This is a genomic window from Spirosoma horti (genome assembly GCF_054776595.1).
The window spans coordinates 138,874-164,979 of sequence record NZ_BAAHBQ010000009.1 but is presented as its reverse complement, the minus strand read 5'-3'; the positions used below and the strand labels follow the sequence as shown (position 1 = coordinate 164,979).

The 26,106-nt window shown below is 51.2% G+C and carries 24 protein-coding genes; 12 read left to right on the top strand and 12 right to left on the bottom strand.

The features are described from left to right. Positions 1-4 precede the first annotated feature (4 nt). Positions 5-259: a hypothetical protein gene (locus ACYVAM_RS26165; RefSeq protein WP_461072635.1), complete on the top strand. Its 255-nt coding sequence runs from the start codon at positions 5-7 to the stop codon at positions 257-259. A 108-nt stretch (positions 260-367) separates the two neighbouring features. Here ACYVAM_RS26165 and hemF read toward each other — a convergent pair whose 3' ends face one another. The 8 genes from hemF to ACYVAM_RS26125 form a co-directional block, all read right to left on the bottom strand. Continuing rightward, on the bottom strand, positions 368-1,279 hold the full coding sequence (gene hemF, locus ACYVAM_RS26160; RefSeq protein ID WP_461072927.1) for an oxygen-dependent coproporphyrinogen oxidase: 912 nt from the start codon (positions 1,277-1,279) through the stop codon (positions 368-370). Between the two features lie 24 nt (positions 1,280-1,303). Then, complete coding sequence (locus ACYVAM_RS26155; RefSeq protein ID WP_461072633.1) at positions 1,304-1,930, bottom strand: AlbA family DNA-binding domain-containing protein; 627 nt, start codon at positions 1,928-1,930, stop codon at positions 1,304-1,306. Positions 1,931-2,268: 338 nt separating this feature from the next. Beyond that, positions 2,269-2,751: a hypothetical protein gene (locus ACYVAM_RS26150; protein WP_461072631.1), complete on the bottom strand. Its 483-nt coding sequence runs from the start codon at positions 2,749-2,751 to the stop codon at positions 2,269-2,271. An 882-nt stretch (positions 2,752-3,633) separates the two neighbouring features. Then, positions 3,634-4,155, bottom strand: coding sequence for a hypothetical protein (locus ACYVAM_RS26145; protein WP_461072629.1), 522 nt, complete (start codon positions 4,153-4,155; stop codon positions 3,634-3,636). A 203-nt stretch (positions 4,156-4,358) separates the two neighbouring features. After that, the gene (locus ACYVAM_RS26140; RefSeq protein ID WP_461072627.1) at positions 4,359-5,735 is read right to left on the bottom strand and encodes an APC family permease; all 1,377 of its coding nucleotides are present in this window, start codon (positions 5,733-5,735) and stop codon (positions 4,359-4,361) included. A 14-nt stretch (positions 5,736-5,749) separates the two neighbouring features. Next, entirely contained in the window at positions 5,750-6,688 is a 939-nt protein-coding gene (locus tag ACYVAM_RS26135; protein WP_461072625.1) for a heme-dependent oxidative N-demethylase family protein, read from the bottom strand. A 37-nt stretch (positions 6,689-6,725) separates the two neighbouring features. Further along, positions 6,726-7,817 (bottom strand): dipeptide epimerase, encoded by a 1,092-nt coding sequence (locus ACYVAM_RS26130; protein WP_461072623.1) that lies wholly within the window; start codon positions 7,815-7,817, stop codon positions 6,726-6,728. Further along, on the bottom strand, positions 7,807-8,871 hold the full coding sequence (locus ACYVAM_RS26125) for a DUF1611 domain-containing protein (protein WP_461072621.1): 1,065 nt from the start codon (positions 8,869-8,871) through the stop codon (positions 7,807-7,809). Before ACYVAM_RS26125 ends, ACYVAM_RS26130 begins: the two co-directional genes overlap by 11 nt. 155 nt (positions 8,872-9,026) lie before the next feature. Here ACYVAM_RS26125 and ACYVAM_RS26120 point away from each other — a divergent pair, with 155 nt between their 5' ends. From ACYVAM_RS26120 to holA, 3 genes are all read left to right on the top strand, one after another. Continuing rightward, positions 9,027-9,503 (top strand): Lrp/AsnC family transcriptional regulator, encoded by a 477-nt coding sequence (locus ACYVAM_RS26120; RefSeq protein ID WP_461072619.1) that lies wholly within the window; start codon positions 9,027-9,029, stop codon positions 9,501-9,503. Beyond that, a complete protein-coding gene (locus ACYVAM_RS26115) occupies positions 9,500-12,031 on the top strand; it encodes a serine hydrolase (RefSeq protein WP_461072617.1) in 2,532 nt (843 codons plus the stop codon). The genes ACYVAM_RS26120 and ACYVAM_RS26115 overlap by 4 nt, the downstream gene beginning before the upstream one ends. A gap of 199 nt (positions 12,032-12,230) precedes the next feature. Further along, positions 12,231-13,265: a DNA polymerase III subunit delta gene (gene holA, locus ACYVAM_RS26110; protein WP_461072615.1), complete on the top strand. Its 1,035-nt coding sequence runs from the start codon at positions 12,231-12,233 to the stop codon at positions 13,263-13,265. A gap of 102 nt (positions 13,266-13,367) precedes the next feature. On the opposite strand, the gene ACYVAM_RS26105 is transcribed toward holA, so the two are convergent. The 4 genes from ACYVAM_RS26105 to hemN form a co-directional block, all read right to left on the bottom strand. After that, positions 13,368-13,514 (bottom strand): hypothetical protein, encoded by a 147-nt coding sequence (locus ACYVAM_RS26105; RefSeq protein WP_461072613.1) that lies wholly within the window; start codon positions 13,512-13,514, stop codon positions 13,368-13,370. Positions 13,515-13,619: 105 nt separating this feature from the next. After that, a complete protein-coding gene (adhP, locus tag ACYVAM_RS26100; protein ID WP_461072611.1) occupies positions 13,620-14,711 on the bottom strand; it encodes an alcohol dehydrogenase AdhP in 1,092 nt (363 codons plus the stop codon). Positions 14,712-14,748: 37 nt separating this feature from the next. Further along, entirely contained in the window at positions 14,749-15,570 is an 822-nt protein-coding gene (locus ACYVAM_RS26095) for a universal stress protein (protein WP_461072609.1), read from the bottom strand. A gap of 69 nt (positions 15,571-15,639) precedes the next feature. Further along, a complete protein-coding gene (gene hemN / locus ACYVAM_RS26090; RefSeq protein ID WP_461072607.1) occupies positions 15,640-17,019 on the bottom strand; it encodes an oxygen-independent coproporphyrinogen III oxidase in 1,380 nt (459 codons plus the stop codon). Positions 17,020-17,173: 154 nt separating this feature from the next. Here hemN and ACYVAM_RS26085 point away from each other — a divergent pair, with 154 nt between their 5' ends. From ACYVAM_RS26085 to ACYVAM_RS26050, 8 genes are all read left to right on the top strand, one after another. After that, positions 17,174-19,621 (top strand): heavy metal translocating P-type ATPase, encoded by a 2,448-nt coding sequence (locus ACYVAM_RS26085; protein WP_461072605.1) that lies wholly within the window; start codon positions 17,174-17,176, stop codon positions 19,619-19,621. 270 nt (positions 19,622-19,891) lie between these two features. After that, positions 19,892-20,113 carry a cbb3-type cytochrome oxidase assembly protein CcoS gene (gene ccoS / locus ACYVAM_RS26080; RefSeq protein ID WP_461072603.1) on the top strand — a complete coding sequence of 74 codons (222 nt, stop codon included), beginning with the start codon at positions 19,892-19,894 and terminating at the stop codon, positions 20,111-20,113. Then, a complete protein-coding gene (ccoN, locus tag ACYVAM_RS26075; protein ID WP_461072601.1) occupies positions 20,110-22,320 on the top strand; it encodes a cytochrome-c oxidase, cbb3-type subunit I in 2,211 nt (736 codons plus the stop codon). The genes ccoS and ccoN overlap by 4 nt, the downstream gene beginning before the upstream one ends. Positions 22,321-22,414: 94 nt before the next feature. Further along, complete coding sequence (locus tag ACYVAM_RS26070; RefSeq protein ID WP_461072599.1) at positions 22,415-22,585, top strand: hypothetical protein; 171 nt, start codon at positions 22,415-22,417, stop codon at positions 22,583-22,585. Between the two features lie 15 nt (positions 22,586-22,600). Next, complete coding sequence (locus ACYVAM_RS26065) at positions 22,601-23,440, top strand: cbb3-type cytochrome c oxidase N-terminal domain-containing protein (RefSeq protein WP_461072598.1); 840 nt, start codon at positions 22,601-22,603, stop codon at positions 23,438-23,440. 11 nt (positions 23,441-23,451) lie between these two features. Next, a complete protein-coding gene (gene ccoG, locus ACYVAM_RS26060; RefSeq protein WP_461072596.1) occupies positions 23,452-24,915 on the top strand; it encodes a cytochrome c oxidase accessory protein CcoG in 1,464 nt (487 codons plus the stop codon). 6 nt (positions 24,916-24,921) lie between these two features. Next, entirely contained in the window at positions 24,922-25,344 is a 423-nt protein-coding gene (locus ACYVAM_RS26055) for a FixH family protein (RefSeq protein ID WP_461072594.1), read from the top strand. After that, on the top strand, positions 25,341-26,045 hold the full coding sequence (locus ACYVAM_RS26050) for a sulfite exporter TauE/SafE family protein (protein ID WP_461072592.1): 705 nt from the start codon (positions 25,341-25,343) through the stop codon (positions 26,043-26,045). Before ACYVAM_RS26055 ends, ACYVAM_RS26050 begins: the two co-directional genes overlap by 4 nt. Positions 26,046-26,106: the final 61 nt, after the last annotated feature.

The window sequence follows — 26,106 nt, the reverse complement described above, 5'->3', positions numbered from 1 at the left end:
TTTCATGATCCTCTTTATTACTACCAAAGACAGTAAAAACCAACTTAGGAGCTTCTCCTGCTGGTTGACCAAGCTAGAAATTGCCTTTGATGTTTTAAGCCTTATCTCTTCGGGCGAGCAACTGGTCAACATTGAACTTATTGACAACGATAAACGCATTCAACTGCCAGCGCACGTTTTTAAGGGAGCCCCGTTTTCAACATCCATTCTTCAGTTGCAACGGGATTGGCAACTGATTTTAAGCGAGCCAGTTAATTAATTCACCGATTAGCGCTATAAACCGAGCGCTCGCACAGAACGAAAGGTCTTAAGGAGCAGGTATAGTACAGGCGTAGAATGCGTGCGCCATACGGCTGGCAACGGCTGATCATGCCCAATCGATTCCCTTCTTAAGAAGGCTCAGGGTTTGTTCCTCCGGGCTGCCGGCTTCCGTTCGAAAGTCATAGATCCAGTTGGCCTGTGGCGGCATACTCATCAAAATAGATTCTGTACGGCCGTTGGTCTCCAGTCCGAATTTGGTTCCTCTATCCCAGACCAGATTAAATTCGACGTACCGGCCCCGGCGTAACAATTGCCAGTTTTTTTCGCGTTCTCCAAAGGGGAGCTGCCGGTTCTGGTGCATAAAATGCGTATAAATAGGCGCAAATGCGTTGCCTACCGCTTGCACAAAAGCGAACAACCGCGCCTTATGAGAAGCATCCGAAGGTTTCAGGTAGTCGAAGAAAATGCCCCCTATGCCACGCGTTTCCTGCCGGTGAGGTATATAAAAATAATCGTCGGCCCAGGGCTTGAACTTCGCGTAATAATCAGGATCATGCTGGTCGCAAACCTGTTTCAGGGACTGATGAAACCAGCGCGCATCGTCCTGATTCAGGTAGTGAGGGGTTAAATCAATTCCGCCACCAAACCAGTTATGCCCGGTACTCATTTCAAAATAACGCACATTCATGTGAATGATCGGCATGCCGGGGTTGTGGGGGTGCAGCACAATGGAGACGCCGGTTGCGTAAAACTCAGCGGGCTCTGTCAGGTTTAACGTGCGCAGGGTAGCCTCCGTTGCCTCGCCATGTACGGCGGAAAATCCAACGCCCCCTTTTTCGATAACGCCCCCGTTTGTTAGCAAGCGCGACCGCCCACCGCCCCCACCGGGCCGATGCCAGTCATCTTCCCGAAACGTTGCTCCTCCGTCGGCCAATTCCAGGTCCTGGCAAATACGATCCTGAAGTTCTCTGAAAAATGTGGTGATTGTCTCTTTTGTAACGGTCGGTTCCTGCATCATCATGGCTGCAAAGATACAACACGATCACTCCGCTAGTTTAAGCGCATACCGAACGGGCAGCGGTTTATCGATTAAAATCAGCAGGCCACGTTCGGCCAACTGGCGAAGTAGTTTGCTGGCCCGATACGCCGATATGTTAATGAGTTTGGCAAACTTATCGGCCGTAATGTGGTCATTTTTGCGAAGGTACTGAATCAGGGTCCGCGCCATAGGTGATTTAAGTAGTTCACGATCAGCCATTTCTGGCGTAATAATGAGTTTGCTGGTTGGCATGGACTTGTCTTTTGCCCGAACATAAATTGTTCGTTTTCCCGCTTCATCGACCACATAATGGGGTTTCTCGGTACTTTCAGGGATAGTAACAATCAGGACCAGACGACCATCTGGCGCTAATGTTTCGTAACTGATAGAGAGTGCGGGTTCAATCAAACGGTCGGTGGCTTCTTCCAGTTTATCCATCTCCCGGAATTCAGAGGATACCCCCACAATTTTACCTGGGTCGCTCACCCCAATCAACAACGTGCCCCCTGATGTGTTCGCAAAGGCGGCCAACGTACGGGCTATTCGATAAGTAGACGAAAGTGAACGTTTAAATTCGAGCCGGGTGTGTTCGCCCTGGCCAATTAAATCATCAAGCTGATTTCGGGTCATATCAAAAAAACGACACGCTAAGGTCTTTATTCCGATCAAAAACGACCGTCGCTTTACTAGTACTCAGTTTGCTATCGTGGGGTTGATCTGCATCCACCAAACATACGACGGCTCCTATGAGGTAAGATAGTATTTCTGTAACAAATAGGCTACTCTAAAATAGATCAAATTGAATGTCATCTACTATAGTGTAAAATCAACCCTGAACCAAAAGCCGAATGTCATACGTATTGGATAAATGAGTTGGATGGTCTAGTACAAAACAGGGGCCGGAGTATACTCCGGCCCCTGTTTTGTATTGCCAATAGTTTATTGGACTGTAATATAGGCTTTGCTACTTATTCCGCATCAGGATTTTGTTTCTTCCGTCCACGGGGTTTACCGGTATATTCCGGTTTTGGACTTTCATTCGCCAATTTCAGTTCGAAACCGGTTATGCCTTCTTCATAATCAAAGGGTTTCACGGTAAAGCTGTATTTGGTTTCAGCAAAATCAATGCCGCCTTTCTGCAGAATAAAAGGTAATGAGATTCCGTAGCTTTTAGCTCCCTGAGTGAGTTCGAAGGTCTGGTCCTGTTCTTCGTCACTGGGAATCAAATATAACGATTTGATTTTTCGCTTTCCTTCCTGGGTGCCTACTTTAAACCGATTGTTATTTGGGTCAAATCCTAATTGAGAAATCGATTTCGCCGGGAATACTAATTTACCCGTAGACGAAATGTAGCCTGTTACAGGAGCTGCCTTAGCGACACTTTTTTCGCTTTTTTTCGTTGATTCGCTGTTCTCGTTCGGAGAAAAGAATCGTATTTGTTTAGCTTTCATTGACAGTATATGAATTGTTTCCTAAAATAGACGAGCAAATATAGCAAGTCTTACTTCTAAAAAAGAAAAACTACCTAATAACAACTAACAAAAAAAATCTATTAGGTTGAAAAATTGATATGTTATATGGCTTTTAGTTGCTTTTCGATACTGCCTAATTAACAGATCAAAAGTCGTATGAGTGGGTTGTGAGGTTAAGATATAAAGTAAACTATAGTCAATTATTTTCTTTCAAATTTGGTGCCTTAGTTAGTCAGTAGCCTGTATATTAGGTTGATAGGATTTTAAAAAAGCGCCTTTTTATAAATTAATACGAACAAATTTTTGAAAGCTAATAAGCTAACTAAATTGATTATACCTATTTATAGTTACTACTGACTATAAATCTTTTTTGAAAAATAAATTATCAGTAAACATACTTCCTTAGCGGAGCCTGCGACTTATAATCAATTAGCGAAGTTTGAGAATCTGAGCCCGGTCAAGTATGCTTTATCAGAAAACCCGGTACTGAATAGTAGTCAGGAGATGAATTTATGGGTAAGCGAAAAACAGCAATAATGACAATCCTATGCCAATAATAAAACGAGCGGTCAAGCCTAGTATCGCTTGGTTTTCGTCTGGAAAAATAGCTCAGCATGCCCTTTCTCAACCCCTATTTATCCCTTTCATACAGCTCACCTAAGCAAAATGTAAGTCAAGCGGAAGGCATCGTTCAGGGGTGCTGGTAGCCCCTGGATACGAATCGGATGGGAGCAGCGCCCGACAGGTGTGTTCTTCAGTTGCTCCGGTAAAGACATGCTTTCAAACCTTCACTTAATGGGATAGCTAAGGCTATTACCATCAGGCTTTTCGGGCTTGCCGGAGAGGGAAGCCTGCACGTGGTTAAGCAGATAATTGGCTTAAACGATTTAGTATAATCTGATGCGAAATCTGGGCCTTAATCAGCCACACCTGATTCCGGTTAATCATGGATTCATACTGGCTGATGACCCGGGATTTTATCGGGCCTGCCGAGAAGTTTTTTTGCGTGCGCCCAAGAAGATGTTCAAGGCAGCTAATCAACTTTTGATAACTCGCAATCTTCGTTTCAAATTGCCTGGCCCGCTGTTGAATCAATTGAATAAGCAGTGTTTCCTGTAAAGACGTTGACACAGCAGGCTCGTTCAACAACGCCTGCCATTCTTTTTCAAGCTCCTGCATAGCTTCAAGGAAAGGCTCACCATCAAAAATAGCAAGAGGAAGCTCCGTTCGTTTGCCTTCATCAACAATGTAAGCCTGCAATAATGTGCTGCCTTTCGCAACTATATCACTCAGAAACTCAAAAGCCACCTCCAGTTTATCAAGTTGACAGGAAAATTTTCTGGTTTGGACATTCTGATCTCTGGCGGTCAGGAAAAGTACCATAAACAAGTATGATTAGTCCCGGTTATTTAATGTTATCTTAACCAATCTCAACGGGAGTTGGCTGAAAATAGCTGGTAAATGTAATATAGTGGTGCTTATCCTCTTTGAGAGAATGGAGTAAAGTTCAGGAATACACGAGAACAAATGGGGAGGCACAGCAGGAGCGCCAGCCAAGATAGGAGTGCTGTCCTCAGGCTAGGCCCTTAGGGCAACGTCTCTAATTCATTTTCTTCAGGGGGAGTACGGTTGCGCCAGAACCAATAAAATGGCAGTCCTGTGGCGATCAAACCCAGGCCTGTCAGGGCTTCGCGGGGTTGATTAATCAGCGTCATGAGTACCAATAGGGCACAGCAGCTGAGGAAAAATAAAGGAACGAGTGGATAACCGATTACGCGGTAGGGGCGTATTAAATCGGGTTGTGTACGGCGAAGGAGCATGACGCCGAGGGCTGTTGCTCCATAAAAAATGAAGGAAGCAAACACGAGCATATCTGTGAGCTGGTCAAAGCTTCCGGACCAAACCAGTACGATAGCCCAGCTTCCTTGTAGCAGGATCGCTCTGGAAGGCGTCTTGTAGCGGGGATGAATCACGGCGGCTGCTTTAAAAAACAGGCCATCACGAGCCATCGCATAAAAAACACGAGCGGGCATCAGTATCGATGCGTTGGTTGAATTGGAGGTCGTGACGAGGATCAATAAGGAAATAAACAGGGCGCCTGCCCAACCAGCCGCCTGCCGCACAACTTCCACGGCCGCAATTTTATCGGGTGTGCTGGCTAGTTGGGCCAGCGTGTCGATGGGAAGCACATACAGGTAGACCGCATTTAATAAAACGTAGATCGTAATAACAATGCTGGTACCTATACCGAGGGCGATGGGCAGGTTGCGCTGCGGATTTTTTATTTCTTCACCAATATAACCAATTTGATTCCAGCCATCATACCCCCAGAATGCCCCCAACGAGGCAACCACCAGCGAGCCAAGCAGGTTTCCATGGGCATTAGGTACATGCACCCGGACCGATTCAGTCAAATGGCTCAAGCTGCCCATTGACGCTCGGAAACCAAGTACCGCAATGACCAGTACGGCTACAAACGTCAGGTAAATGAGGAATCGGCTGAGGCCTTCGGCAAACGACACGCCCCGGTAATTGACCAGACTCAAAAAGAGAATCAGTGACGTAGCAATACCTTTTACGACTAATTCGGCCGGGGCGCCCTGCGAACCCGTTAAGGTGATCAACGATTGACCAAAAATATGGGCCAGAGCCGCAATGGTAGCCGTCCGCATAACCGTAAACGCGCCCCACCCATACAAAAAAGCAAACAGGCGGCCGTAAATTTTCTTAAAATAAAGGTACTCTCCGCCCGATTGAGGAAACATGCCCGCCATTTCGGCATAAGTCAGGGCACCGGCTAGACTTACGACGCCTGCCATGACCCAACAGGCCAAAACCAGTAGGGGAGATCCTAGCTCAGCTGCCATAGGGGCTACCTTTTTGAAAACCCCTGAGCCGACAATGCCGCTAACAACCAATAAGATTGCCGAGCGTAGGTCAAGAGAACGGGCGAGTTTGGCCATATTGAGTGGTTGACTTATTCAGGTGAATAAACTATAAAGGTATCCAGATACGCAAGTAAAGCGGGTAAAAAGGGGGTCATGCTCTTGTAATGAAGCAGTTGGGCTGGTGTCGTACGGAATACGTTTGCCAGACGGCAGGCTGCGTCATGTCGTTCCGCTACTTCGCTGGCCAGCAGGTTCTGATAGGTATGAATGCCAAACAAAATGGCTCCTGACCTGGGTAAGCGCGTAAGCGTTTGACGTTCAATACGGATGTAAGCTTGTTGGCCGATGGTTTCGGGGGTAAGCGCAGGAAGCCGGTCCATGAGGAGGGCGTTGAGTGCGGGAGCATGGCGGCTGGTCATGTCCAACTGGTTCGTTAGTTTAACGCTCCAGTTCGCTCGCCAAACCGGACGGCCTACGGATAGTCGTTCCATAAATTTAGTGGCGGCCATCAGCATCGGCTCGACAATAGGCACAACAGGCGCGTGAATTTGCCAGAAGGGTAGGCCTATTTTTTCGTCCAGACACCAGTCATTCGCGAAGCATAACTGACCGGCTACCAGCCTGGCCTCCTTACCCGACAAGACGGTTAAATCTTCCTGTACTTGCCGCCCCACCCAATCGAGCGGAGCCAGCGGGAGTGTCGACGAATCCCCAAAGAGGAAGGATATGTCTTCATTCAACAAATGGTTCTGCCAATGCCACTCGTCGTTTCTTTTTTGGAGTGAGAATTGGCCGGGTGCGAACCGAACCAAGTTCGATAAAACAGTCTCCAGAACCTCCCACTGGGCAGACTCATACCCAGGCAAGGCCTGAAAGTAATAATCTGGCCACTCGGTTAGTAACTCCCGTTTCAGGGCAACTTCAGCTCGATAAAGCTCGTCTACCTCAATAAGCCGGTCGTTTTCGGCCAGAGGAACCGTGCCCATCTTGTCGTTAAACTGCTGGCCAAAAGGGAAGTAAGGGAGCATGCTGTTTCCGTTAACTGGATTGGGCGCGTTTTCTACCCTACACCGAATTTGACAAATTTATCTCGTTTCTGGTGAGCCCCAGCCCGGCCTGGTTGGTTGGGCGCATGAGACCATCCTCCAGAACGAAACCGCCCGACACAACGTCTTCGGCTAAGTCCAGGCTACCGTCTAGGTCCAGGTAACGGGTAGTTTGGCAGGCAAAAGCAGCATGTAGGGCAGCTGCGATGCTGACCCGACTTTCGTCATTACAGCCCCAAAATAAGGATATACCCGCTGATTGCGCAATGGTTGCTATATCGAAGGCGGCACGAATGCCCCCGCACTTCATTAATTTTATGTTGAAAATGCCAAATGGTTGTGGCTGATGCGACAGCGTCAGGGCCATTGCTGCATCTTTCAGCGATTCATCAGCGGCTAACCGACGGCGGGTTTTATTGGATAAGGCCACCAGATCGGACTCACGACCAACGGGTAAGGGTTGCTCGACAAGTTCCACTTCCGCCGAACGGGTGCCTGCCAGAAAGCGGTCCAGATCAGCGATGGTGTAGCCCTGATTAGCATCGACGCGAAGGGTCATTTTGCTGCCATAAATTTCCCGTAGAGTTACAATCCGCTCAACATCTTCATCGACATCGAGGCCTGTTTTTACTTTCAGAACCCGGAATCCCTGTTTGGCATACTCGGCGGCTTCGATCAGGGTGTCGGCCACGTTCATGATGCCGATGGTTACGGAGGTGGGCAATGACCGGTGTTTCTGACCATAAAACTGGACAAGGGGAACCCCCAAATATAAACCAAAGGCGTCGTGTAGCGCAATGTCCAGCGCAGCCAGCGTGCCGGGAGCATTCGGGAACTGCTGTCGGACTTCGTCAATCAGGGAGTTAAACAGCCGGATATCACGACCGACCAGGCCCATTATCCACTCACTTTGCAGATTCAGCAATGTCTGCTCCGGCGATTCACCCACCACGTCCGGGTCGGGATTGGCCGCCCCGAGACCAACCAGACCGTTGGCCAGTTCGATCTCCAGAAAAACATTCTCTACCTCCGACGTTGTCTGGTAGGCAATGGTATAAGGCTTGGTCAGGGCCAGGTTCCGGCGATAAGCGCGGATGGCATTAATGCGCATGAGCCGTCGTGGTAAGGGACTGAATAATGGGTAAAATAGGGAGTACGCCTTCTTCCAGTGGCAACAAAATCGGAATGCCAAGCTGCTCGGCATAGTGTTTCTGGAAAGCAAACGCTTCGTCGCGGCTACATCCTTCGGTGTTGAGCGCCAGCGAAATTACGGAGGAACCGTAACACCGGATCAACTCGATCTCGGATTCGACGGATGGGATGCGGCCCCAGGCTGGAATATGGTCATAATAGGTTCGCTTGGGGGCATGCACCAGCACCACATGCCGGGCATTTCCCGACACCAGAAACTCCGATCCGCAGGGCCCACTGGGGTTACGGAGGGCAGCCTGGCCTTCAATGAGGAGCACATCGGCACCGGTTTCCCGCCAGCACGAGACTAAGGCATGTTCCAGTTCGCCGGAAACGAAATCATTCAGGGTCGAATCGAAGATGAAACCGTGTTTGACGCCCTGTAGCCAGCCGGTTTGCCCGGTATAAATCATCTGAGCATTGAGGTTATGGCGGCTGCACGCTTCCTGTATCAGGCGGGCCGTGGTCCGTTTGCCCAGTGCACAGTCGGTGCCCATAATGGCGATAATAGGCGATGTGATCTGGTTAATCTCACCTGTCCAGAAGTGAAGTTCGTGGCGCTGTTTGGGGCGTCGGACGTCGATCAGCTGACCTCCATATTGATGCGCCAGAGCGACCAGGTCGGGCTTGTCGTTTAAGAATTCATGTAGCCCGTTCACCACCGACAGTCCCTTTTCAAGGCATTGCCTAATGTCATCGAGCATGTTGGGCGGTAGAATACCGCCGTTCGTGGCCACCGCCACAATGGCGTACGAAACCTGATCCAGCGTTGACAGGGCTTCTTGTACGGAGGAAAAAATGGGAATGCCCCTGGCGTGCCCATCGAGCACCGTACCGGCGTCTTGCCCAGCCGTCGGTGCGTCAACCACACCGCTAATGGTGTACCGGGTGGTGCTCCGAATCAGACCATGAGCGGTTTTGGCATCGTTGGTGGCCAATAAGCCATCGGTTAGCAGAATTGCATGCGCACTCATCAGATAATTATGCTTATGTTCTTGCCAAAACTATATTTTAATTCTTATAATTATGAATTATTGGGAATAAAAGAAAGTAATTTAAGCTATTGTAGAAGATTATTCTTTTTGATCGTTTATTTTCTGTATGAAAAAGAAAAACATTCGCCAAGGTTATGCTCGATGACACGGATTTTCGATTACTAGCTTTAGTACAGCGCGATGCAAAACGGACAATTAAACAACTGGCTGAAGAGCTTGGCATGACAACGACGCCCATCTTTGAGCGTATAAAGCGAATGGAGCGCGATGGCGTCATTGAGGCTTATGTAGCCATAGTGAATCAGACGAAAGTTGGGCGTCCGTTGGTTGTTTTCTGCAACGTGTCTATGCCAGATTATACGCCGGACAACATTGCTGAATTTGAAAATCATGTTCGCCAGATGCCCGATGTACTGGAAGCCTATCATCTGGCGGGCACCATCGATTACCAGTTGAAAGTTGTTATGAGCGACATTCAGGAGTACGCCCATTTTCTGCAACAAATGGCCAGGTTGCCCATGATCCGGGTCTACAGCAGCTCCATCGCTCTCTACGCCGTAAAACAGTCGACGATATTACCCGTGCCCACCAAAAATACAGCATCATCATGAAACCTGTTTTTCGTTTCTGTTTCGTTCTTTTTCTGACTGGCCCGTTAAGGGCTCAGCCAGCCAGCCAGCCGTTGGCCATCCGCCTGAAAACGCTGGATTCCGTTCTGACACGACTTCATGAGCAGGCTATGTTCAACGGTGTTGTGCTGGTAGCCGAGAAGGGGGCTGTCCGGTATAAAAAAGCATTTGGTACGGCAAACAGTGCCGCCAACGAACCGCTGACGACTGGCTCGTCATTCAATCTGGCTTCAATCTCCAAACAGTTTGTCGCCCTGATGATCATGCAATTGCAGGAGCAGGGTAAACTTCGCTACGATGAACAGGTACGGGTTTATTTGCCCGATTTTCCCTACGACACCATCACCGTCCGGCATTTACTGACGCACACATCGGGCCTGCCCGAATACTTCGATCTGGCCCAGCAGTATACGGGGCCACTGGATACGCTGACCAATGCGGGTATGTTACAGTTGTTCAGGGAGCATAAACCTCCGCTCGCGTTTCGGCCCGGCGCGCGCTGGCAGTATTGCAACACGGGTTATGTCGTGCTGGGGTCGCTCATCAGTGCCTTGTCGGGTATGCGGGTAGAACAGTTTTTTGATCAGCAGATCGCCAAGCCGCTCAAGCTGAAAAACACATACGTGTATTACCTCAATAGCCTTACCAAGCCCCGTAACCGGGTGTATGGCTTTCAGCGGGAGAATGGCAAAAATCAGCTCAATGACCTGATTCGGGTGGATGGGGTTTTTGGCGACGGCAATATTTATTCGTCCGTGGACGACTTACTGGTTTGGGAACAGGCCCTCAAAACGGGCAGGCTGGTGAAAACCAGTACGTATCAGGAGGCTATCACGCCCGTTACGTTAAATGACCAGCACACGTATCCGTATGGTTTTGGCTGGTTTATTGAGAATGGGGGCAGCATACTGGCGCATACCGGCAGTTGGGTAGGCTTTCTGAATGTGATTGTGCGCTATGCAGATAGCCAGCGGACGTTGATTGTCCTGAGTAACGGTAGTGATGGCTCGGCTCGTCGGATCGCCCGTGAGGTACTGGAAGGGAAGCCGTTCACCGTTCCCCAAACGAGCCTGGTCACCAATAGCCGACTCATCGACGGTACGGGTGTGGCGGCCCGTAAAGCGGCTGTGCGGCTACGGGACAATCGTATCTGGGAAATTGGCGAACTGACTCCTTTTCCCAACGAGCCGGTAACAGATGCCCTCGGGTTGACATTGGCACCAGGCTTTATTGATAGCCACAGCCATCATGTGTCGGGTTTGAGTGCCAATCCGGACGCGCTAGCGCTTGTCAGTCAGGGTGTTACCACCATTGTGTCCGGGCAGGATGGCGGGAGCTATTCCATGGATACACTGGCGGCTCAACTGAGCCGTCAGCTGGTGGCGGTCAATATAGCGACCTATACGGGTCAGGCAACGCTACGGCAGCAGGTGATGGGCGTTAACGGGCTATATAGAACCGCGAAACCCACCGAAATTGCCCGCATGAAAGGCCTGCTTCGGGCAGAGTTAGGGAAAGGTTCGCTGGGGTTATCGACAGGTCTGGAATATGAAAGTGCGTTCTTTTCAAGCCGCGACGAGGTAATCCAACTGGCGCAGGTGGCGGCCGATTCGGGTGGACGTTACATGAGCCATATTCGCAGTGAAGACATCGGGCTGGATGATGCCGTCGATGAGATTACTCAGATTGGACGCATCACGAAGATGCCCGTTCAGATTTCACACCTCAAAATTGCGCTCCGTGATAAATGGGGGCAGTCGGCTCGTTTGCTGGCTCAGCTAGAGCAGGCCCGCGCCGAGGGCGTGAACATTACCGCCGACTGTTACCCGTATGACTACTGGATGTCGACGTTACGGGTGCTCTTTCCAAAACGGGATTATACGAACGCAACCAGCGCTGACTTTGCCGTCAATCAGCTTTTTGATCCCCGGCAGTCGGTGTTGGTACGGTTTGCTGCCAACCCGGCCTATGCGGGCAAAACGGTTGATGAGGTGGCAGGGCTGCGCCGGGAAAAACCGGCCCAGACGCTGATGGGTCTGGTGGCCGAAGCCGCAGCGTTTTCGAATAAAAATCCGGATGCTGAAGGCGTTGAAGGCGTCATGGGAAAGTCGATGTACGAGCCCGATGTGGTTAATTTTCTGGTCTGGCCGCACACCAATATCTGTTCCGATGGCGCTACCGATGGCCATCCGCGCGGCTATGGTGCCTTTACGCGGGTATTGGGCCGCTATGTTCGCGATCAGAAGGCGATGCCGCTGGAAACAGCCATTCAGAAAATGACCAGCCTGACCGCCGAGAACCTTGGGCTCAAAAATCGAGGATTGGTGGCTCCGGGCTATTATGCTGATCTGGTCTTGTTTAACCCCGATACGGTACAGGACAAAGCCCGCATTGGCGACAATAAAGCTCTGTCAACGGGAATCGAAGCCGTTTGGGTGGCGGGTCAACTGGTTTATAAGGATCAAAAAGCAACGGGCGCACATCCTGGCGTACTGATTCGGCGAAAATGACTAGCTAAAACTCAGGTATGAATAGCTTAAAGTATACTGAATTACCTTTTTTGTCATGCTCACGAAGCCGGGCGGCCGGTGCCGAAGCATGACAAAAAACAACCTAACGTATTTTCTCAGGTCTACTTGGTTATTTTTGTAGAAAAATGGGTTTTTGGGCTGGCTTAGCTAACCACAAACTACAAACCACAAATCAGTTTTGATCCCTGCCGTAGACGCCTTGCTTAAGGACATCCGTAATAAACGGATTGCACCTGTTTACCTCATTCATGGCGATGAGCCGTATTACCTCGACCGGATTGCCGAGGAACTGGAAAAAGTGGCCGTGCCCGTTGCCGAGCGAGGTTTCAATCAATTCGTTCTCTTTGGAAAAGATACCGATGCCGGGGCTGTTCTCAACTACGCCCGACGCTATCCTTTTATGGCCGAACGCCAGCTGGTACTGGTGAAAGAAGCCCAGCAGATGAACGGCATCAACGATAAATCGACGCAGACTTTATTTGAAGATTATGCCCTGAATCCGCTTCCCAGTACCATACTCATGCTATGTTACGTCCGAGAAGATGGTAAGCCCGCCCTCGATGAGCGAAAAGCGTGGGTAAAAGCGTTTGGTGCGAAAGGAAAGCTCCTGGGTGTTAAGAAGTTATACGATAACAAAATCCCGGATTGGGTAGGGGAGTATTGCCGCGAACAGGGAACGAAAGTGAGCCCGAAAGCCTGCCAGTTGCTGGCCGACCACATCGGTAACGACCTAAAACGGCTGGCCAGTGAAATCGACAAAATCCTGATCAACCTGCATGTGGGTGAAGAGATTTCTGCGGCAACGGTCGAGCGATTGGTCGGTATCAGTAAGGAATACAACGTATTTGAACTTCAGAAAGCCCTTGTTCAGCGCGATGTTGTGAAGGCGAATCAAATTGTCGACTATTTCGGCCGGAATCCAAAAGACAACCCGCTGGTCGTTATTCTGGCGCAGTTATTCGGTTACTTTAGTAAGGTTATTTTAGTGCAGGCCTCTAAAGACCAAACCGACAAGGGACTGGCTCCGTTATTGGGCGTCAACCCGTTTTTTGTGAAAGATTACCTCACGGCTGCCCGCACGTTTCCACTGCCCAAAGTAGCCAGTATTATCAACGCCATCCGCCGGGCCGACGCCCGTAGCAAAGGCATCGATGCCCCAACCATGAACGAAAGCGATATTTTGCGGGAATTAGTGTTTGATGTCCTGCATTAGGAATTGGTTATTCGTTCTTGACAAAGCGGATCCATCTTCCCGGAGTAACTGGTTGATGGGAGCATCGTTCACAAATTTCCTATAAATCAACGTGTTGCATTTTCAGGCGGGCGGCAAACAAACAGGGATCCTTTTCTCAAAATCACTGGCATGCCGGGTAGGAGAAGGGATGGCCGACGTGGAGTCGATCTGAGCGTTCAGGCTGCCGTTGGCGAAGATACTGACGAGAAGCAGTAAGCAAATTTTCATTTTTTAAGGTACAGGAATACACCGTATACGACAAAGTTAGGGCCTGTCATACAGTATGCATAACAGGCCCTGGTATAAAAAAACGATATCGACTCGGGTTATACTTCAGACGACGGCAGTTTCCATGGAGTGGTGATTAGCCGAGCGGCTTTGTAATTCCTCATTATCTTCTGAAAGATGGAGCACGACTCGTCCGTTTATCTTGCCCGCCGTCATATCTGTGAGTACCTGATTGATATTTTCCAGCCGGTCGCTGTGATAATGAACCTTCACTTTCCCTTCAGCGGCAAAGGCCAGACTCTCGACCAGATCCTGCCGGGTGCCCACAATAGACCCTCGAACGGTTTTTCTGGTTAAGACAAGATCGAAGATGTTCAGGTCGAAATCACCCGGTGGCAATCCCACCAGGGCTATCGTGCCATGCCGACGCAGCATGCCGACGCCCTGCGCAAAAGCGGAGCGGGATACCGCCGTGACCAGTACGCCATGTGCCCCTTTTATCCGTTGCTGGATCGCGAGAACGGGATCTTCATTGGCTGCATTAATCAGTAACTCGGCCCCAACGGTTTTCGCCAGTTCTAATTTGTCATCCTGAATATCAACAGCGGCCACGCGCATTCCCATGGCTTTAGCGTATTGTACGGCCAAATGCCCTAAGCCTCCAATTCCTGAAATAACGACCCACTGGCCAGGTTTGACTTCAGTTTCTTTCAGGCCCTTATAGACGGTAACCCCTGCGCAAAGAATAGGAGCGGCTTCGGCAAACGAAAGCGAATCGGGTAAGTGGCCCACATAATTGGGGTCAGCCAGTACATAGTCGGCATAGCTTCCCTGCACGGAATAGCCCGTGTTCTGCTGGCTTTCACAGAGGGTTTCCCAACCGGTATGGCAATGCTCGCAATGTCCACAGGCGCTATACAGCCAGGGAACGCCTACCCGATCGCCGATTTTCACCTGCGTCACACCCTCGCCGATGGCCACTACGGTACCCACGCCCTCGTGTCCGGGAATTAAGGGCAGGGTTGCCTTAACCGGCCAGTCGCCATTGATGGCATGCAGGTCGGTATGGCAGACTCCACAGGCCGCCACCTTTACTAAAATCCGACCCGGTGTAACGGCCGGAACGGGCACTTCTTCAATTTGGAGGGGTTGCCCATAAGCACGGGCAACAGCTGCTCTCATTGTAGTTGGTATCATAGCTTGATTGGAAAGAAAAGTAAGATATTGGCCTACATCAGACAATCGCCAGGAGCGGAATATCCGTTAGGCGGGCAGTTCGTTCGGTTTCGCCGTCGACAAATAAGGTTCGTAGCCAGTTATGGGGTTGAGGGAACATCATGATCAAATCCGCTTTATTGGTATGGGCAAAAATTAGCAGACTTTTATAAATCTCCTTACCCGGCAGGATTGTCAGCGTATGAGGTACCTGAACCAACAAGTGCCGGATGTGCTCGGCTTTATGGTGAACTATGGGGTCGTTCGGTTTGGCATGGATGCATAAAACATTGATCACGCAATCCAGCTGGCGCGCAAACCCAATGGCGGCATCCAGTACAACCGCGTCGGGGGGCGTGTCGAGATCGATGCCCAGCACGACGTTACGGATAACGGCATAGTTGGCAGAAGGGGGAATAAGCAGCAGGGGAACATTGGTTTGGGCGACCATTTCAGTGGCCACACTTCCCATTAACTGAGCACTTTGCGGAGCTGTACCCACCGTCGACATAATCAGCAGATCCGCTTTTACATCCTGCGTAACCTCGCGAATAGACGGCATCGCATACCCTTCTTTCGTCATGCATTGAATGGGCACGTCAGTTCCATACTGTTCGTGTAATAGGTGGGCCAGGTGTTTCAGCCTCTTCTGGCTGTCCTCATACATAGCGCGGGCACTAAGCGGAAAATTGCCGCCCGTTTCAGCTGGATTCGCTGGCCAGAAATGAAACGCATTGACTAAAATCAACTGTGCTTGTTGGGCACGCGCCAACTGCATCGCGAAATGGGTGGCCCGATTTGCATTGGGTGAAAAATCAGTGGCAGCAACGATGGTTTTCATGGTTCAAAGAGGTTGATTAACATTCGTTTATAGACAATGCAAAAGGAAATAGGCGAGAAGCCGGACGCATCAAACGGTTTGCGAAAACAACCGTTCGGTACGTTGGCTACGGATGAGATGGCGATCAAAGGCCATGCAGATATTTCGTAAAAATGGATGTCCTGCGGGTCGAACCCGCAGGCTCGTTTCATCGTAATCAAGCAGACCGTCCAGGTGAAACTCGTCGAGTTTCTGGCGCAAGGCATCCCATTCAGCATCGGTCCAGTCGGCCACAGCCCAACGGGTCTTAAATCGGCACATGATGTCCAGAATCAGTCTGCGTATTCTTGTGTCTTCTTCGGTCAACGAATGGCCTCGCAGGATGGGGAGTTTGTTCAGTAAGACGCGCTGTTGATACGAATCAATGTCTTTCTCGTTCTGCATAAAGGCTGTCCCTACGTCGCTGATCGCCGACACACCCAGGCCCAATAATACGTCGGTTTGGGTGGTTGTGTACCCCATGAAGTTTCGGTGTAATCTGCCGGACTCCATGGCCTTATACAGCGGATCGTGCGGCAGGGCAAAATGGTCCATACCGATCTCGGTATAGCCACCCGCCTGCAACAAATCACGACCCAGTTCATAGAGTTCGCGTTTGGCATCGCCGGTTGGCAGGTCTTCATCCCGGAAGCCGCGCTGACCATTTCCCTTGATCCAGGGGACGTGGGCGTAAGAGTAAAACGAAATCCGGTCAGGACGTAGCGTTAGGGTTTTGGCAATGGTCTTTTGGATCGACTCGGGTCGCTGAAAAGGCAACCCAAAGACCAGATCGTGGCTAATGGACGTATACCCGATAGCCCGCGCCTGATCGGTAACGCGCTTAACGTTGGCAAATGGCTGGTGACGGTGAATGGCAAGCTGTACGGCGGGGTCATAATCCTGAACCCCGAAGCTGACCCGCCGAAAGCCGAAGTTATATAACGTTTGCAGGTGTTCTCTTGTCGTGTTATTCGGGTGTCCTTCCCAGCCAAAATCAGGCTCGTCCGTCGGGTCGGCCCACTGAAAAAGGCCGGTCAATAAGCGCCGAAGCTGCTCGGGCGAAAAAAAGCTGGGCGTTCCACCACCCAAGTGTAGTTCCGCAATGCGGGGGCGTTCCGATCCGGCGCTCCGGGAGAACCAGTCGCAATACATAGCATACTCGGCCAGCAGCGTATCGATATACGGTTTCTCGACGCCGTGATTTCGGGTGATGCGTTTGTTGCAACCACAAAACGTACAGAGACTCTCGCAGTAAGGCAGGTGAATATATAAACTGATGCCGCTCGCGTAGTTGCTTTCGGCAAACGCAGTTGTCAGGTGCTGCTGCCAGTCGTTGTTTGTAAAAGCGTCCGTATTCCAGAACGGTACGGTCGGATAGCTGGTGTAGCGGGGTCCGGCTACGTTGTATTTAGCAATCAGCGAAGTAGTCATGAGCACAACCTGACCCGCTTGACATTGGCATCAGGTTGCTCAAAGGTCACGTTCTGCATTGGGTTCGCCACCAACCAGAATCAGGCAACGGCCTGATTTATATCAGCCATTGTCCCGTTGGGTAATGCCAATTTTGAGGAAAATACTGGCGACTATGACCACCGCTCAGCCGACAAAAGCCATCTGCTATCACTGCGGCAGTAACTGCCCCACCGATGCAAAACCTATTTTTTTTGACGATAAGCCATTTTGCTGCTCGGGTTGCCAGACGGTATACCAGGTCTTGAATGAACATCAGCTTTGCCAGTATTACGACCTGAATTCATCACCGGGCACATCCATGCCGGGCACATCCATGCCGGGCACATCCATGCCGGGCACATCCATGCTGGGCACATCCGAACGGGACCGAACGGCTCAACTCGATCACCTGGCCTTTCTGGATAATCCAGACGTTGCGGGACAACTGATTGACTTTCAAAATGACACCGTAGCGCACGTCACATTTTATGTACCTGCCATTCACTGTTCATCCTGTTTGTGGCTGCTGGAACACCTCTACCGAATCGAGCCTGGCGTAGAGCAAACCCGTGTCGATTTTCTGAAAAAGCAGGTACATCTGGTGTTCAATCCAGCCCGGATCTCGTTGCGTCAGGTCGCCGAACTGCTCACCTCGCTGGGCTACGAGCCGCTCATCAGCCTCAACGACGTCGTGAAGCAGCAGCAGAAACCGACGTACCGCCCGCTGCTATACCGGCTGGCCGTAGCAGGATTCTGCGCGGGGAACATCATGCTTTTCAGCTTTCCCGAATACCTTGGTTTAGATGATCCATCGTTCAAACAGGTGTTCGGTCTGCTCAACCTGCTGCTGGCTACGCCCGTCGTGTTTTATTCAGGGTCGGGCTATTTCGAATCGGTCTGGAAAAGCCTGCGACGGGGCATTATCAACATTGATTTTCCAATTTTGCTGGGCATTCTGGTCGCCTATTTTCGGGGTACTTACGAAGTGCTGGTTTTAGGTGGGGCGGGTTATTATGACTCGGTCAGCGGCCTGATCTTCTTCTTGTTATGTGGCAAATGGTTTCAGGAGCGCACTTACGATTTCCTTTCTTTCGAGCGGGATTATAAGTCCTATTTTCCACTTGCTGTCCAGCGGCTAACGGGCGAATCCGAAACGCCGATACCGGTAGCCGATCTGCACAAAGGTGACCGTATCCGCGTTCGTCATGGCGATTTGATTCCGGCCGATGGGCTGCTGTATCGGGGCGATGGTCTACTCGATTATTCGTTCGTAACGGGCGAGTCGGAGCCGGAACGTAAGGAGCCGGGCGCGCTTCTGTACGCGGGCGGGCGGCAGATGGGCGGCAGCATCGACCTTGAAATCGTACGGGATGTATCACAAAGCTATCTGACCCAACTCTGGAATAATGATGCATTCAGGAAAGACCAGTCGAGCCAGGCGCGCACGTTTGCCGATGCCGTCGGTACTTATTTCACCCTGTCTGTTCTGACACTGGCTACGCTGATTGGCACGTACTGGTACGCATGGGCGGGTCAGCCGACTACGGCGGTAAATGCATTTACCGCCGTACTGATTGTGGCCTGCCCTTGCGTGCTGTCGCTGTCGTACCCCGTGGCGCTGGGACACGGCCTGCGGTTACTGAGCAAACGGGGTTTTTACCTCAAAAATACGAACGTCATTGAACAGCTTACCCGCTGTGATACGGTCGTTTTCGACAAAACAGGTACGTTGACAACACCAGCCTCGAAGTCGGTAACGGAATGCTTCGAGCAGCCCCTATCCATTCTTGACCGGGCCATGATCCGGACTGTAGTTAGTCAATCGTCGCACCCGCTGAGCCGCCGGCTAAGCCAGTATTTAGCCGATGGGTCTCCCATGCTCGTCGAGAATTTTACGGAACTGCCCGGTCAGGGTGTGATTGGTTTGGTCGATGACTGCGTCGTGAAAATTGGTCGGGCGAGTTTTGTTGGCGTTTCTTACGAACCGATCGACTCGTCGGTTCACGTGCGAATTGGCGGAGTTTACCGGGGGTACTTTCTAGTTGTCAGCCAGTTACGGAATGGGCTGGGTGACATGCTGACGAGCTTGCGAAAACAGGGCAAGCAACTATATCTGCTGTCGGGCGATACGAACGCCACCCGCGCCGATTTGCAACCCTGGTTCGCTACCGATGCGATGACGTTCAATTGTCAGCCGGAAGACAAGCTTGATTTTATTCGGGCGTTGCAGCAGACCGGGCGGAAGGTCCTTATGATTGGCGATGGACTGAACGATGCCGGTGCGCTGAAACAGGCTGATGTTGGCCTTGCCGTTACCGACGATACGCTCCAGTTCACGCCCGCCAGCGATGCTATTCTGGAGAGCCGCTCCCTGCGGGACTTACCCTACTTCCTGCAATACAGCCGGTTTGCCATGCGACTCATCCGGTTCAGTTTCGGGGTGTCGCTGCTGTATAACCTGGTCGGATTGTCGTTTGCTGCGACGGGGCATCTCTCTCCGATCGTAGCTGCGGTGCTCATGCCATTGAGTTCGGCTACAATGGTTTTTATTGCAACGGTTGGTATGCGTATAAAGGGTTGATCGATAGTTGATTAGGGAATTTATTTTTTAAAACGGAAATGCCGGTCATCTTCGTTGTAGCTGACGGCCGCGACCCGAGTCCACCGTCAGCTACCCTAATGACCGGAAAGTAGATGCTGGATACTTGGCCTGGTTCCAGCAGAAAATGCATCGGTAGCCGCAGAAACAACCAGGATCAGCTACCTGACGGAACTCAGCCAACGCCCTGACGAAGCTCATTCATATCCCACCAGATTCCCCGCACTTTTGGCCTATCAAACGCCAACGGCAATGTCTATACTCTTTTTTATGATCGGAATCAGCCTGGTGATGGCACTCGGATTTCTGGGCGCTTTCATCTGGTCGATGCGCACCGGACAGCAGGATGACCTTTACACACCCTCGCTCCGCATGCTGCTCGATGACCGCCCGCCCGATGAATTGCCCAACCAAGGAATACCTGCTGAATCAAGCCATCGTACCTCTCCGAAAACTTCTACTACTGCTATATGAACGTTAGCACGAACCAACCGCCTATTATCATCTCGCCCGACCGGGCGTCTATCGGGCAACCGCCACCGGGCCAGCGACCCGTTATCGATCGATTCGCTTACAACAATACCACCGTTCGTAATTTTGCGGTGGCCACCATCATTTGGGGGATCATCGGGATGCTCGTCGGGGTAATTGCGGCCACGCAGTTGTTTGCACCATCGGCCAACCTCGGTAACCAATACACGACGTTCGGGCGTATACGGCCTCTGCACACCAACGCGGTGATTTTCGCCTTCGTGGGCAATGCCATTTTTATGGGCGTCTATTATTCGCTACAACGGTTATGCAAAGCCCGGATGTTTTCGGACCTGCTCAGTAAAATTCACTTCTGGGGCTGGCAGCTAATTATCCTCTCGGCGGTGGCTACCCTGCCACTTGGGCTAACAACCTCGAAAGAATACGCCGAACTCGAATGGCCGATCGACATTGCCATTACGTTGATCTGGGTGGTGTTCGGTATCAACATGTTTGGTACGATCATCAAGCGTCGGGAGCGTCATTTATACGTAGCGATCTGGTTCTACATTGCTACGTTCGTTACCATTGCGGTGCTGCACATCATCAATTCGATGGCCATTCCCGTTACGTTCCTGAAAAGTTACTCGCTTTACGCCGGGGTTCAGGATGCGCTGGTGCAGTGGTGGTATGGCCACAATGCGGTGGCTTTTTTCCTGACAACGCCGTACCTGGGCATGATGTATTACTTCCTGCCCAAAATGGCCAATCGGCCCGTGTACTCCTATAAACTATCGATACTGCACTTCTGGGCACTGATATTCCTGTATATCTGGGCTGGTCCGCACCATCTACTGTATAGCTCGCTGCCCGACTGGGCGCAGTCGCTGGGGGTTGTGTTCTCCGTTATGCTCATTGCGCCGTCCTGGGGTGGAATGATCAACGGGTTGCTGACGCTGCGGGGCGCCTGGGATAAAGTGCGCGAAGATGCCATCCTGAAATTCATGGTTGTGGGCCTGACTGCCTATGGTATGGCGACGTTCGAAGGGCCGCTACTATCACTCAAAAACGTTAACGCCATTGCCCACTTTACTGACTGGATCGTGGCTCACGTTCACGTAGGCGCATTGGGCTGGAACGGATTTCTTACGTTCGCCATGTTATATTGGCTCATTCCTAAAATGTACCATACACCCCTGTTCTCGAAGAAGTTGCTGAATACGCACTTCTGGATGGGTACGTTAGGTATTCTGTTCTATGCCGTGCCGATGTACATTTCCGGCTTTACGCAGGGGATGATGTGGAAGGAGTTCACCCCCGAAGGTATGCTACGGTACAGTAACTTCCTGGAAACCACGCTGCAATTATTGCCCATGCACCGGATGCGGGCCATCGGTGGCGTGTTCTACCTGATCGGCGCTATTCTGATGGGATACAACCTCTTCAAAACGATGGCTGCCGGAACATTGATTGCCAACGAACCCGCCGAAGCGCCCGCCTTGTCCAAAGCCTACGTGCCGACAGGTAGTGATACGTACTGGCACCGTTGGTTCGAGCGCAAACCCATCCCGCTACTGGTCGGTTCATTGGTTGTCATTTTAATCGGTTCGCTGATCGAGCTGGTGCCGACATTCATGGTGAAGAGCAACGTACCGACCATTTCGGCGGTGCAGCCTTACACCGCCCTTGAAGTTGAAGGCCGCGATCTCTATATCCGGGAAGGGTGTGTAAACTGCCACAGCCAGATGGTGCGGCCCTTCCGCTCCGAAACGGAGCGCTATGGCGAGTACTCGAAAGCGGGCGAGTTCGTTTATGATCACCCATTTTTGTGGGGTAGCAAACGGACCGGCCCTGATCTTCACCGCGAAGGGGGCAAATACCCAAACTCCTGGCATTATCACCACATGCAGGACCCCACTTCGATGTCGCCCGGCTCAATTATGCCGGCTTATCCCTGGCTGCGGGAACAAAAACTGGACGTATCCAATACGGCCGATAAGCTGAAAGCTCTTCGAAAAGTGGGTGTTCCCTATGAGGACGTAGCCATCGAGTATGCCAATGAAGACTTGCAAAAACAGGCGGGCAGCATAAGCAGTCAATTGGCCAAAGACGGTATCAAAGTCCAGTCCGACCGCGAAATCGTAGCCCTCATCGCCTACCTGCAACGACTGGGTACGGATATTAAGAAAATGGAAACGGTACAAAATTGAATGATGAATGATGAATTATAAATGATGGCCTGGACACTATTCATCAGTTATAATTCATCATTTATAATCCATTAGTCAACATCTCTTAAAAGTCATGTTCAAGCAATTTATTTCCAAAATTCCGGGTGCAGACCTCTACATGGTGAGTTCGTTTCTAACCTTCTTCATCTTTTTTGTACTGGTTGGCCTGTATTTATGGCTGGTCGATAAAAACCACATGGGCCAGATGAGCCGCCTGCCGCTCGATGATTCCTCCACCGATTAACCTACGCCGTCTCTCATGAATCTGCTTTTTATTTTTTTATCTAGTGATCCTGCCAAATCCATCTGGGCGATTGAATCGGGTGAGGAACTAGCGTTGCTTTTACTGGTGACACTGCTGCTGGTCGGTATGATCGTGGTGGCGTTCGTGGCAGTGTACCTGATGCTCATTCTGCGAAAAATCCTTGGGCAGGAACCCGTGACTAAACCCATCGACTCCCGTTCGTTCTGGCAACGAATGGCTGGCCTGCACGCACTTAGTCAGGAGAAAGACCTGACACTGGAACACGCTTATGATGGAATCCAGGAACTCGACAACCCAACACCACCCTGGTTTATGGGCTTGTTTTATAGCACCATTGTGTTCGGAGTCATTTATCTGTTCGTGTTCCATGTGTTCAACGTAGGCGATCTGCAAACCGCCGAATACACCCAGGAAGTGGCAATGGCCGACCAGCAGCGGGAAATCTACATTAAAAAAGTAGCCGGGTCGATCAATGAAAACACAGTCGCCATCATGAAAGAGCCTAAGGCACTTGAGGCCGGAAAGGCTGTATTTCTGCAAAGCTGCGTTGCCTGCCACGGACAGCAGGGGCAGGGTAGCGTGGGGCCTAACCTGACGGATGAGTACTGGCTGCATGGGGGTACGATAAAAGCGGTTTTTCACACCATTACCGAAGGGGTTCCCGAAAAGGGTATGATGTCCTGGAAAAAACAACTTAATCCGTTGCAGGTGCAACAGGTAGCCAGTTATATTCTGTCGCTGCAAGGGTCCAAACCCGCTGATGCCAAAGCTCCGCAGGGAACCAAAGAAATACCGAACGTTCCGGCGCAAACAGAAAAGGTAGCCGTCCGATAAGGCGAAAAAATATGAATACCGAACTCAACGTAACGATACCAGATGATGACTATTTTCGGTCGCACCTGCCGAACCAGAACGAAAACGGCGGTCGGCGGTGGGTGTACCCACGCGCTACGTCGGGGCGGTTTACAAAATGGCGCACCGTGGTTGCGGTTGGGCTGCTTGTGGCGTTGTTTGCCGGACCATTCATTTGGGTAGACGGGCATCCCCTGTTTCTGTTCAACGTACTGGAACGCCGGTTTATCTTTTTCGGCGTCACCTTCTGGCCACAGGATTTTTACTTGGTCGCCATCGGGCTGATTACATTCATTGTCTTTATTACGTTGTTTACGGTGGTTTTCGGCCGGGTGTTTTGTGGCTGGGCCTGTCCGCAAACGATCTTTATGGAAATGGTTTTTCGTAAAGTCGAAAGCTGGATCGAAGGTGATTACAAGGCCCGAAAACGACTCGACGACTCGCCGTGGACAACCGAAAAAATTCTGAAAAAGACGGCGAAGCATGGCGTGTTTTTCCTGATCTCATTTGCCATCAGCAATACATTTCTGGCGTACATCATTGGGCGGGATCAGTGGCTGACCTTAATCACAGATAACCCTGCCCAACACCTGGGGGGGCTGACAGCCATACTGGTCTTCACCGGCGTTTTCTACGGCGTGTTCGCCTACCTGCGCGAAATTGTCTGCACGACGATTTGCCCCTATGGGCGATTACAAAGCGTTCTGCTGGATAAAAATTCGCTCATCGTTGCTTACGACTACATTCGGGGCGAACCGCGCGGGAAAAGGGTGAAGAAAGATGAGTTGAATGTGAAGAATAGCCCTACTCTGCCGTCTTCACTAGTGACCAGTCACTCGCCAAAGGGTGATTGTGTGGATTGCAAACTTTGCGTGCACGTTTGCCCGACGGGCATCGATATACGGAACGGAACCCAGATGGAGTGCATCAATTGTACGGCCTGCATGGATGCCTGCGATGAGGTGATGACCAAGATCGACCGGCCAGTAGGCCTGATTCGGATGGATTCGCAGCAGGGCATCGAGACCCGAAAACCCTTCCGATTTACGAAACGAATTCTGGCCTATACGGGTGTGCTGGTCGTGCTGCTGGCGGTGCTAGGCTACCTGCTCATCAGTCGTCCGGCACTCGACGTAACGATCCTGCGGGCTCCGGGGCAACTGTTTCAGCGCGAAGCCAACGGGCAGGTCGCAAACCTGTATTCGGTGGAGGTGATCAATAAAACCTACCGGGCTTTGCCTGTCCGTTTCCGACTCAACCGCCCCGATGCTACGTTGCGATTTGTGCAACCGCTCAGCCAGACCAAACCCGGCGAGCTGACCAAAACCATGTTTTTTATCACCCTGCCCGAAAAAGCCATTCAAGCCGACAAAACCAGCTTGATAATCGACGTATTGACGGGCGATACCGTCGTCGATCAGGTCGAAACGAGCTTTTTAGGGCCTGTAAACCCATAACGTAGTATGAACTGGGGAAAATCAATTGTGCTCGTGTTTATTCTGTTTGCCGGATTCATCGGCACCATGGTCTTTTTGATGACTCGCCAGCATGTCGATCTGGTGCGCGACGATTATTACCAGGACGAAATCACCTACCAGCAACACATCGACCGGCTGGCCCGCACCGCCCGTCTGCTTCAGGCACCTACGCTACAAATTGATCCTGTCCGGCAAGAACTTGACCTGCGTATGCCCGATGGGTGGCAACAAGGAACGCTGGTGTTCTACCGCCCGTCCAACCGTCAGCAGGACCAACGTATTACCCTTAAACCGGGGCAGCACAGTGTCTCAACCGCAATGTTGGCTAAAGGACTTTGGCATGCCCAGCTCAACTGGTCGGCGGGGGGGCTGACCTATTTTCGTGAGCAAACCTTTACCAAATTATGAGTCTCGTCTGGATCGTTGCCGCGCTGACAACGGGGCTTATTGGCAGTCTGCATTGTGTGGGCATGTGCGGACCGCTGGCGATGGCCTTACCCATCGGCCGATTGCCGGTCGGGAAGCGCTGGCTGGCGATCGGCTTGTATCATCTGGCTCGCCTGACCGCCTATGCCGGGTTGGGCGTAGCCATTGGTAGTGTGGGGCAGGGGTTGTTGCTGATTGGCTTGCAACGGCCCCTCTCGATTGGTGCTGGGTTATTTTTACTCATTTGGGTACTGTTGATTCGGGGTCGGTTTGGTGGCTTAACCGCAATAAATTCTGTACGTTGGGTTGTAGGGCCGATGTCCCGGTTTTTACAGCAACCTGCTGTACAATCCTTTGGTGCGCTGGGCTTTCTGAACGGCCTGTTGCCCTGTGGCTTTGTCTACGTCGCTTTGGCGGGAGCTGTCGTTACAGGAAGTGCCCTGCATAGTGGGTTATACATGCTGCTGTTCGGGATGGGTACCGTCCCGGCGTTGTTGGCCGTTCGGCTTGTTCCAACGCTGTTTCCGGTGAAGTCACGTCGGCGGTTTGTGAAACTGATGCCCCTGTTTACGGTCGTAATAGGCCTTTTGCTCGTGCTTCGCGGAGTCTATCAACCCCCGCATACGGGCCGATCGGATCAACCCATTCCCCTTTGTCACGGAACAACACGGGTGCTAAAATAAAGATCAACAAACGGCATGAATTGGATCGTGCCCGCTGGTATCTACCAGGTGAATATTGACA

Excerpts from the sequence above, each read along its gene's own strand:
- ccoN (WP_461072601.1), top strand. The coding sequence starts at position 20,110 with ATGAACGTTAGCACGAACCAACCGCCTATTATCATCTCGCCCGACCGG.
- hemF (WP_461072927.1), bottom strand. The coding sequence starts at position 1,279 with ATGATGCAGGAACCGACCGTTACAAAAGAGACAATCACCACATTTTTC.
- ACYVAM_RS26150 (WP_461072631.1), bottom strand. The coding sequence starts at position 2,751 with ATGAAAGCTAAACAAATACGATTCTTTTCTCCGAACGAGAACAGCGAA.
- ACYVAM_RS26135 (WP_461072625.1), bottom strand. The coding sequence starts at position 6,688 with ATGCTCCCTTACTTCCCTTTTGGCCAGCAGTTTAACGACAAGATGGGC.
- ACYVAM_RS26140 (WP_461072627.1), bottom strand. The coding sequence starts at position 5,735 with ATGGCCAAACTCGCCCGTTCTCTTGACCTACGCTCGGCAATCTTATTG.
- ACYVAM_RS26155 (WP_461072633.1), bottom strand. The coding sequence starts at position 1,930 with ATGACCCGAAATCAGCTTGATGATTTAATTGGCCAGGGCGAACACACC.
- ACYVAM_RS26050 (WP_461072592.1), top strand. The coding sequence starts at position 25,341 with ATGAGTCTCGTCTGGATCGTTGCCGCGCTGACAACGGGGCTTATTGGC.
- ACYVAM_RS26115 (WP_461072617.1), top strand. The coding sequence starts at position 9,500 with ATGAAACCTGTTTTTCGTTTCTGTTTCGTTCTTTTTCTGACTGGCCCG.
- ACYVAM_RS26070 (WP_461072599.1), top strand. The coding sequence starts at position 22,415 with ATGTTCAAGCAATTTATTTCCAAAATTCCGGGTGCAGACCTCTACATG.
- ACYVAM_RS26105 (WP_461072613.1), bottom strand. The coding sequence starts at position 13,514 with ATGAAAATTTGCTTACTGCTTCTCGTCAGTATCTTCGCCAACGGCAGC.
- hemN (WP_461072607.1), bottom strand. The coding sequence starts at position 17,019 with ATGACTACTTCGCTGATTGCTAAATACAACGTAGCCGGACCCCGCTAC.
- ACYVAM_RS26085 (WP_461072605.1), top strand. The coding sequence starts at position 17,174 with ATGACCACCGCTCAGCCGACAAAAGCCATCTGCTATCACTGCGGCAGT.
- ACYVAM_RS26065 (WP_461072598.1), top strand. The coding sequence starts at position 22,601 with ATGAATCTGCTTTTTATTTTTTTATCTAGTGATCCTGCCAAATCCATC.
- ACYVAM_RS26125 (WP_461072621.1), bottom strand. The coding sequence starts at position 8,871 with ATGAGTGCGCATGCAATTCTGCTAACCGATGGCTTATTGGCCACCAAC.
- ACYVAM_RS26130 (WP_461072623.1), bottom strand. The coding sequence starts at position 7,817 with ATGCGCATTAATGCCATCCGCGCTTATCGCCGGAACCTGGCCCTGACC.
- ACYVAM_RS26165 (WP_461072635.1), top strand. The coding sequence starts at position 5 with ATGATCCTCTTTATTACTACCAAAGACAGTAAAAACCAACTTAGGAGC.
- ACYVAM_RS26055 (WP_461072594.1), top strand. The coding sequence starts at position 24,922 with ATGAACTGGGGAAAATCAATTGTGCTCGTGTTTATTCTGTTTGCCGGA.
- ACYVAM_RS26120 (WP_461072619.1), top strand. The coding sequence starts at position 9,027 with ATGCTCGATGACACGGATTTTCGATTACTAGCTTTAGTACAGCGCGAT.
- ccoG (WP_461072596.1), top strand. The coding sequence starts at position 23,452 with ATGAATACCGAACTCAACGTAACGATACCAGATGATGACTATTTTCGG.
- ACYVAM_RS26145 (WP_461072629.1), bottom strand. The coding sequence starts at position 4,155 with ATGGTACTTTTCCTGACCGCCAGAGATCAGAATGTCCAAACCAGAAAA.
- ccoS (WP_461072603.1), top strand. The coding sequence starts at position 19,892 with ATGTCTATACTCTTTTTTATGATCGGAATCAGCCTGGTGATGGCACTC.
- ACYVAM_RS26095 (WP_461072609.1), bottom strand. The coding sequence starts at position 15,570 with ATGAAAACCATCGTTGCTGCCACTGATTTTTCACCCAATGCAAATCGG.
- adhP (WP_461072611.1), bottom strand. The coding sequence starts at position 14,711 with ATGATACCAACTACAATGAGAGCAGCTGTTGCCCGTGCTTATGGGCAA.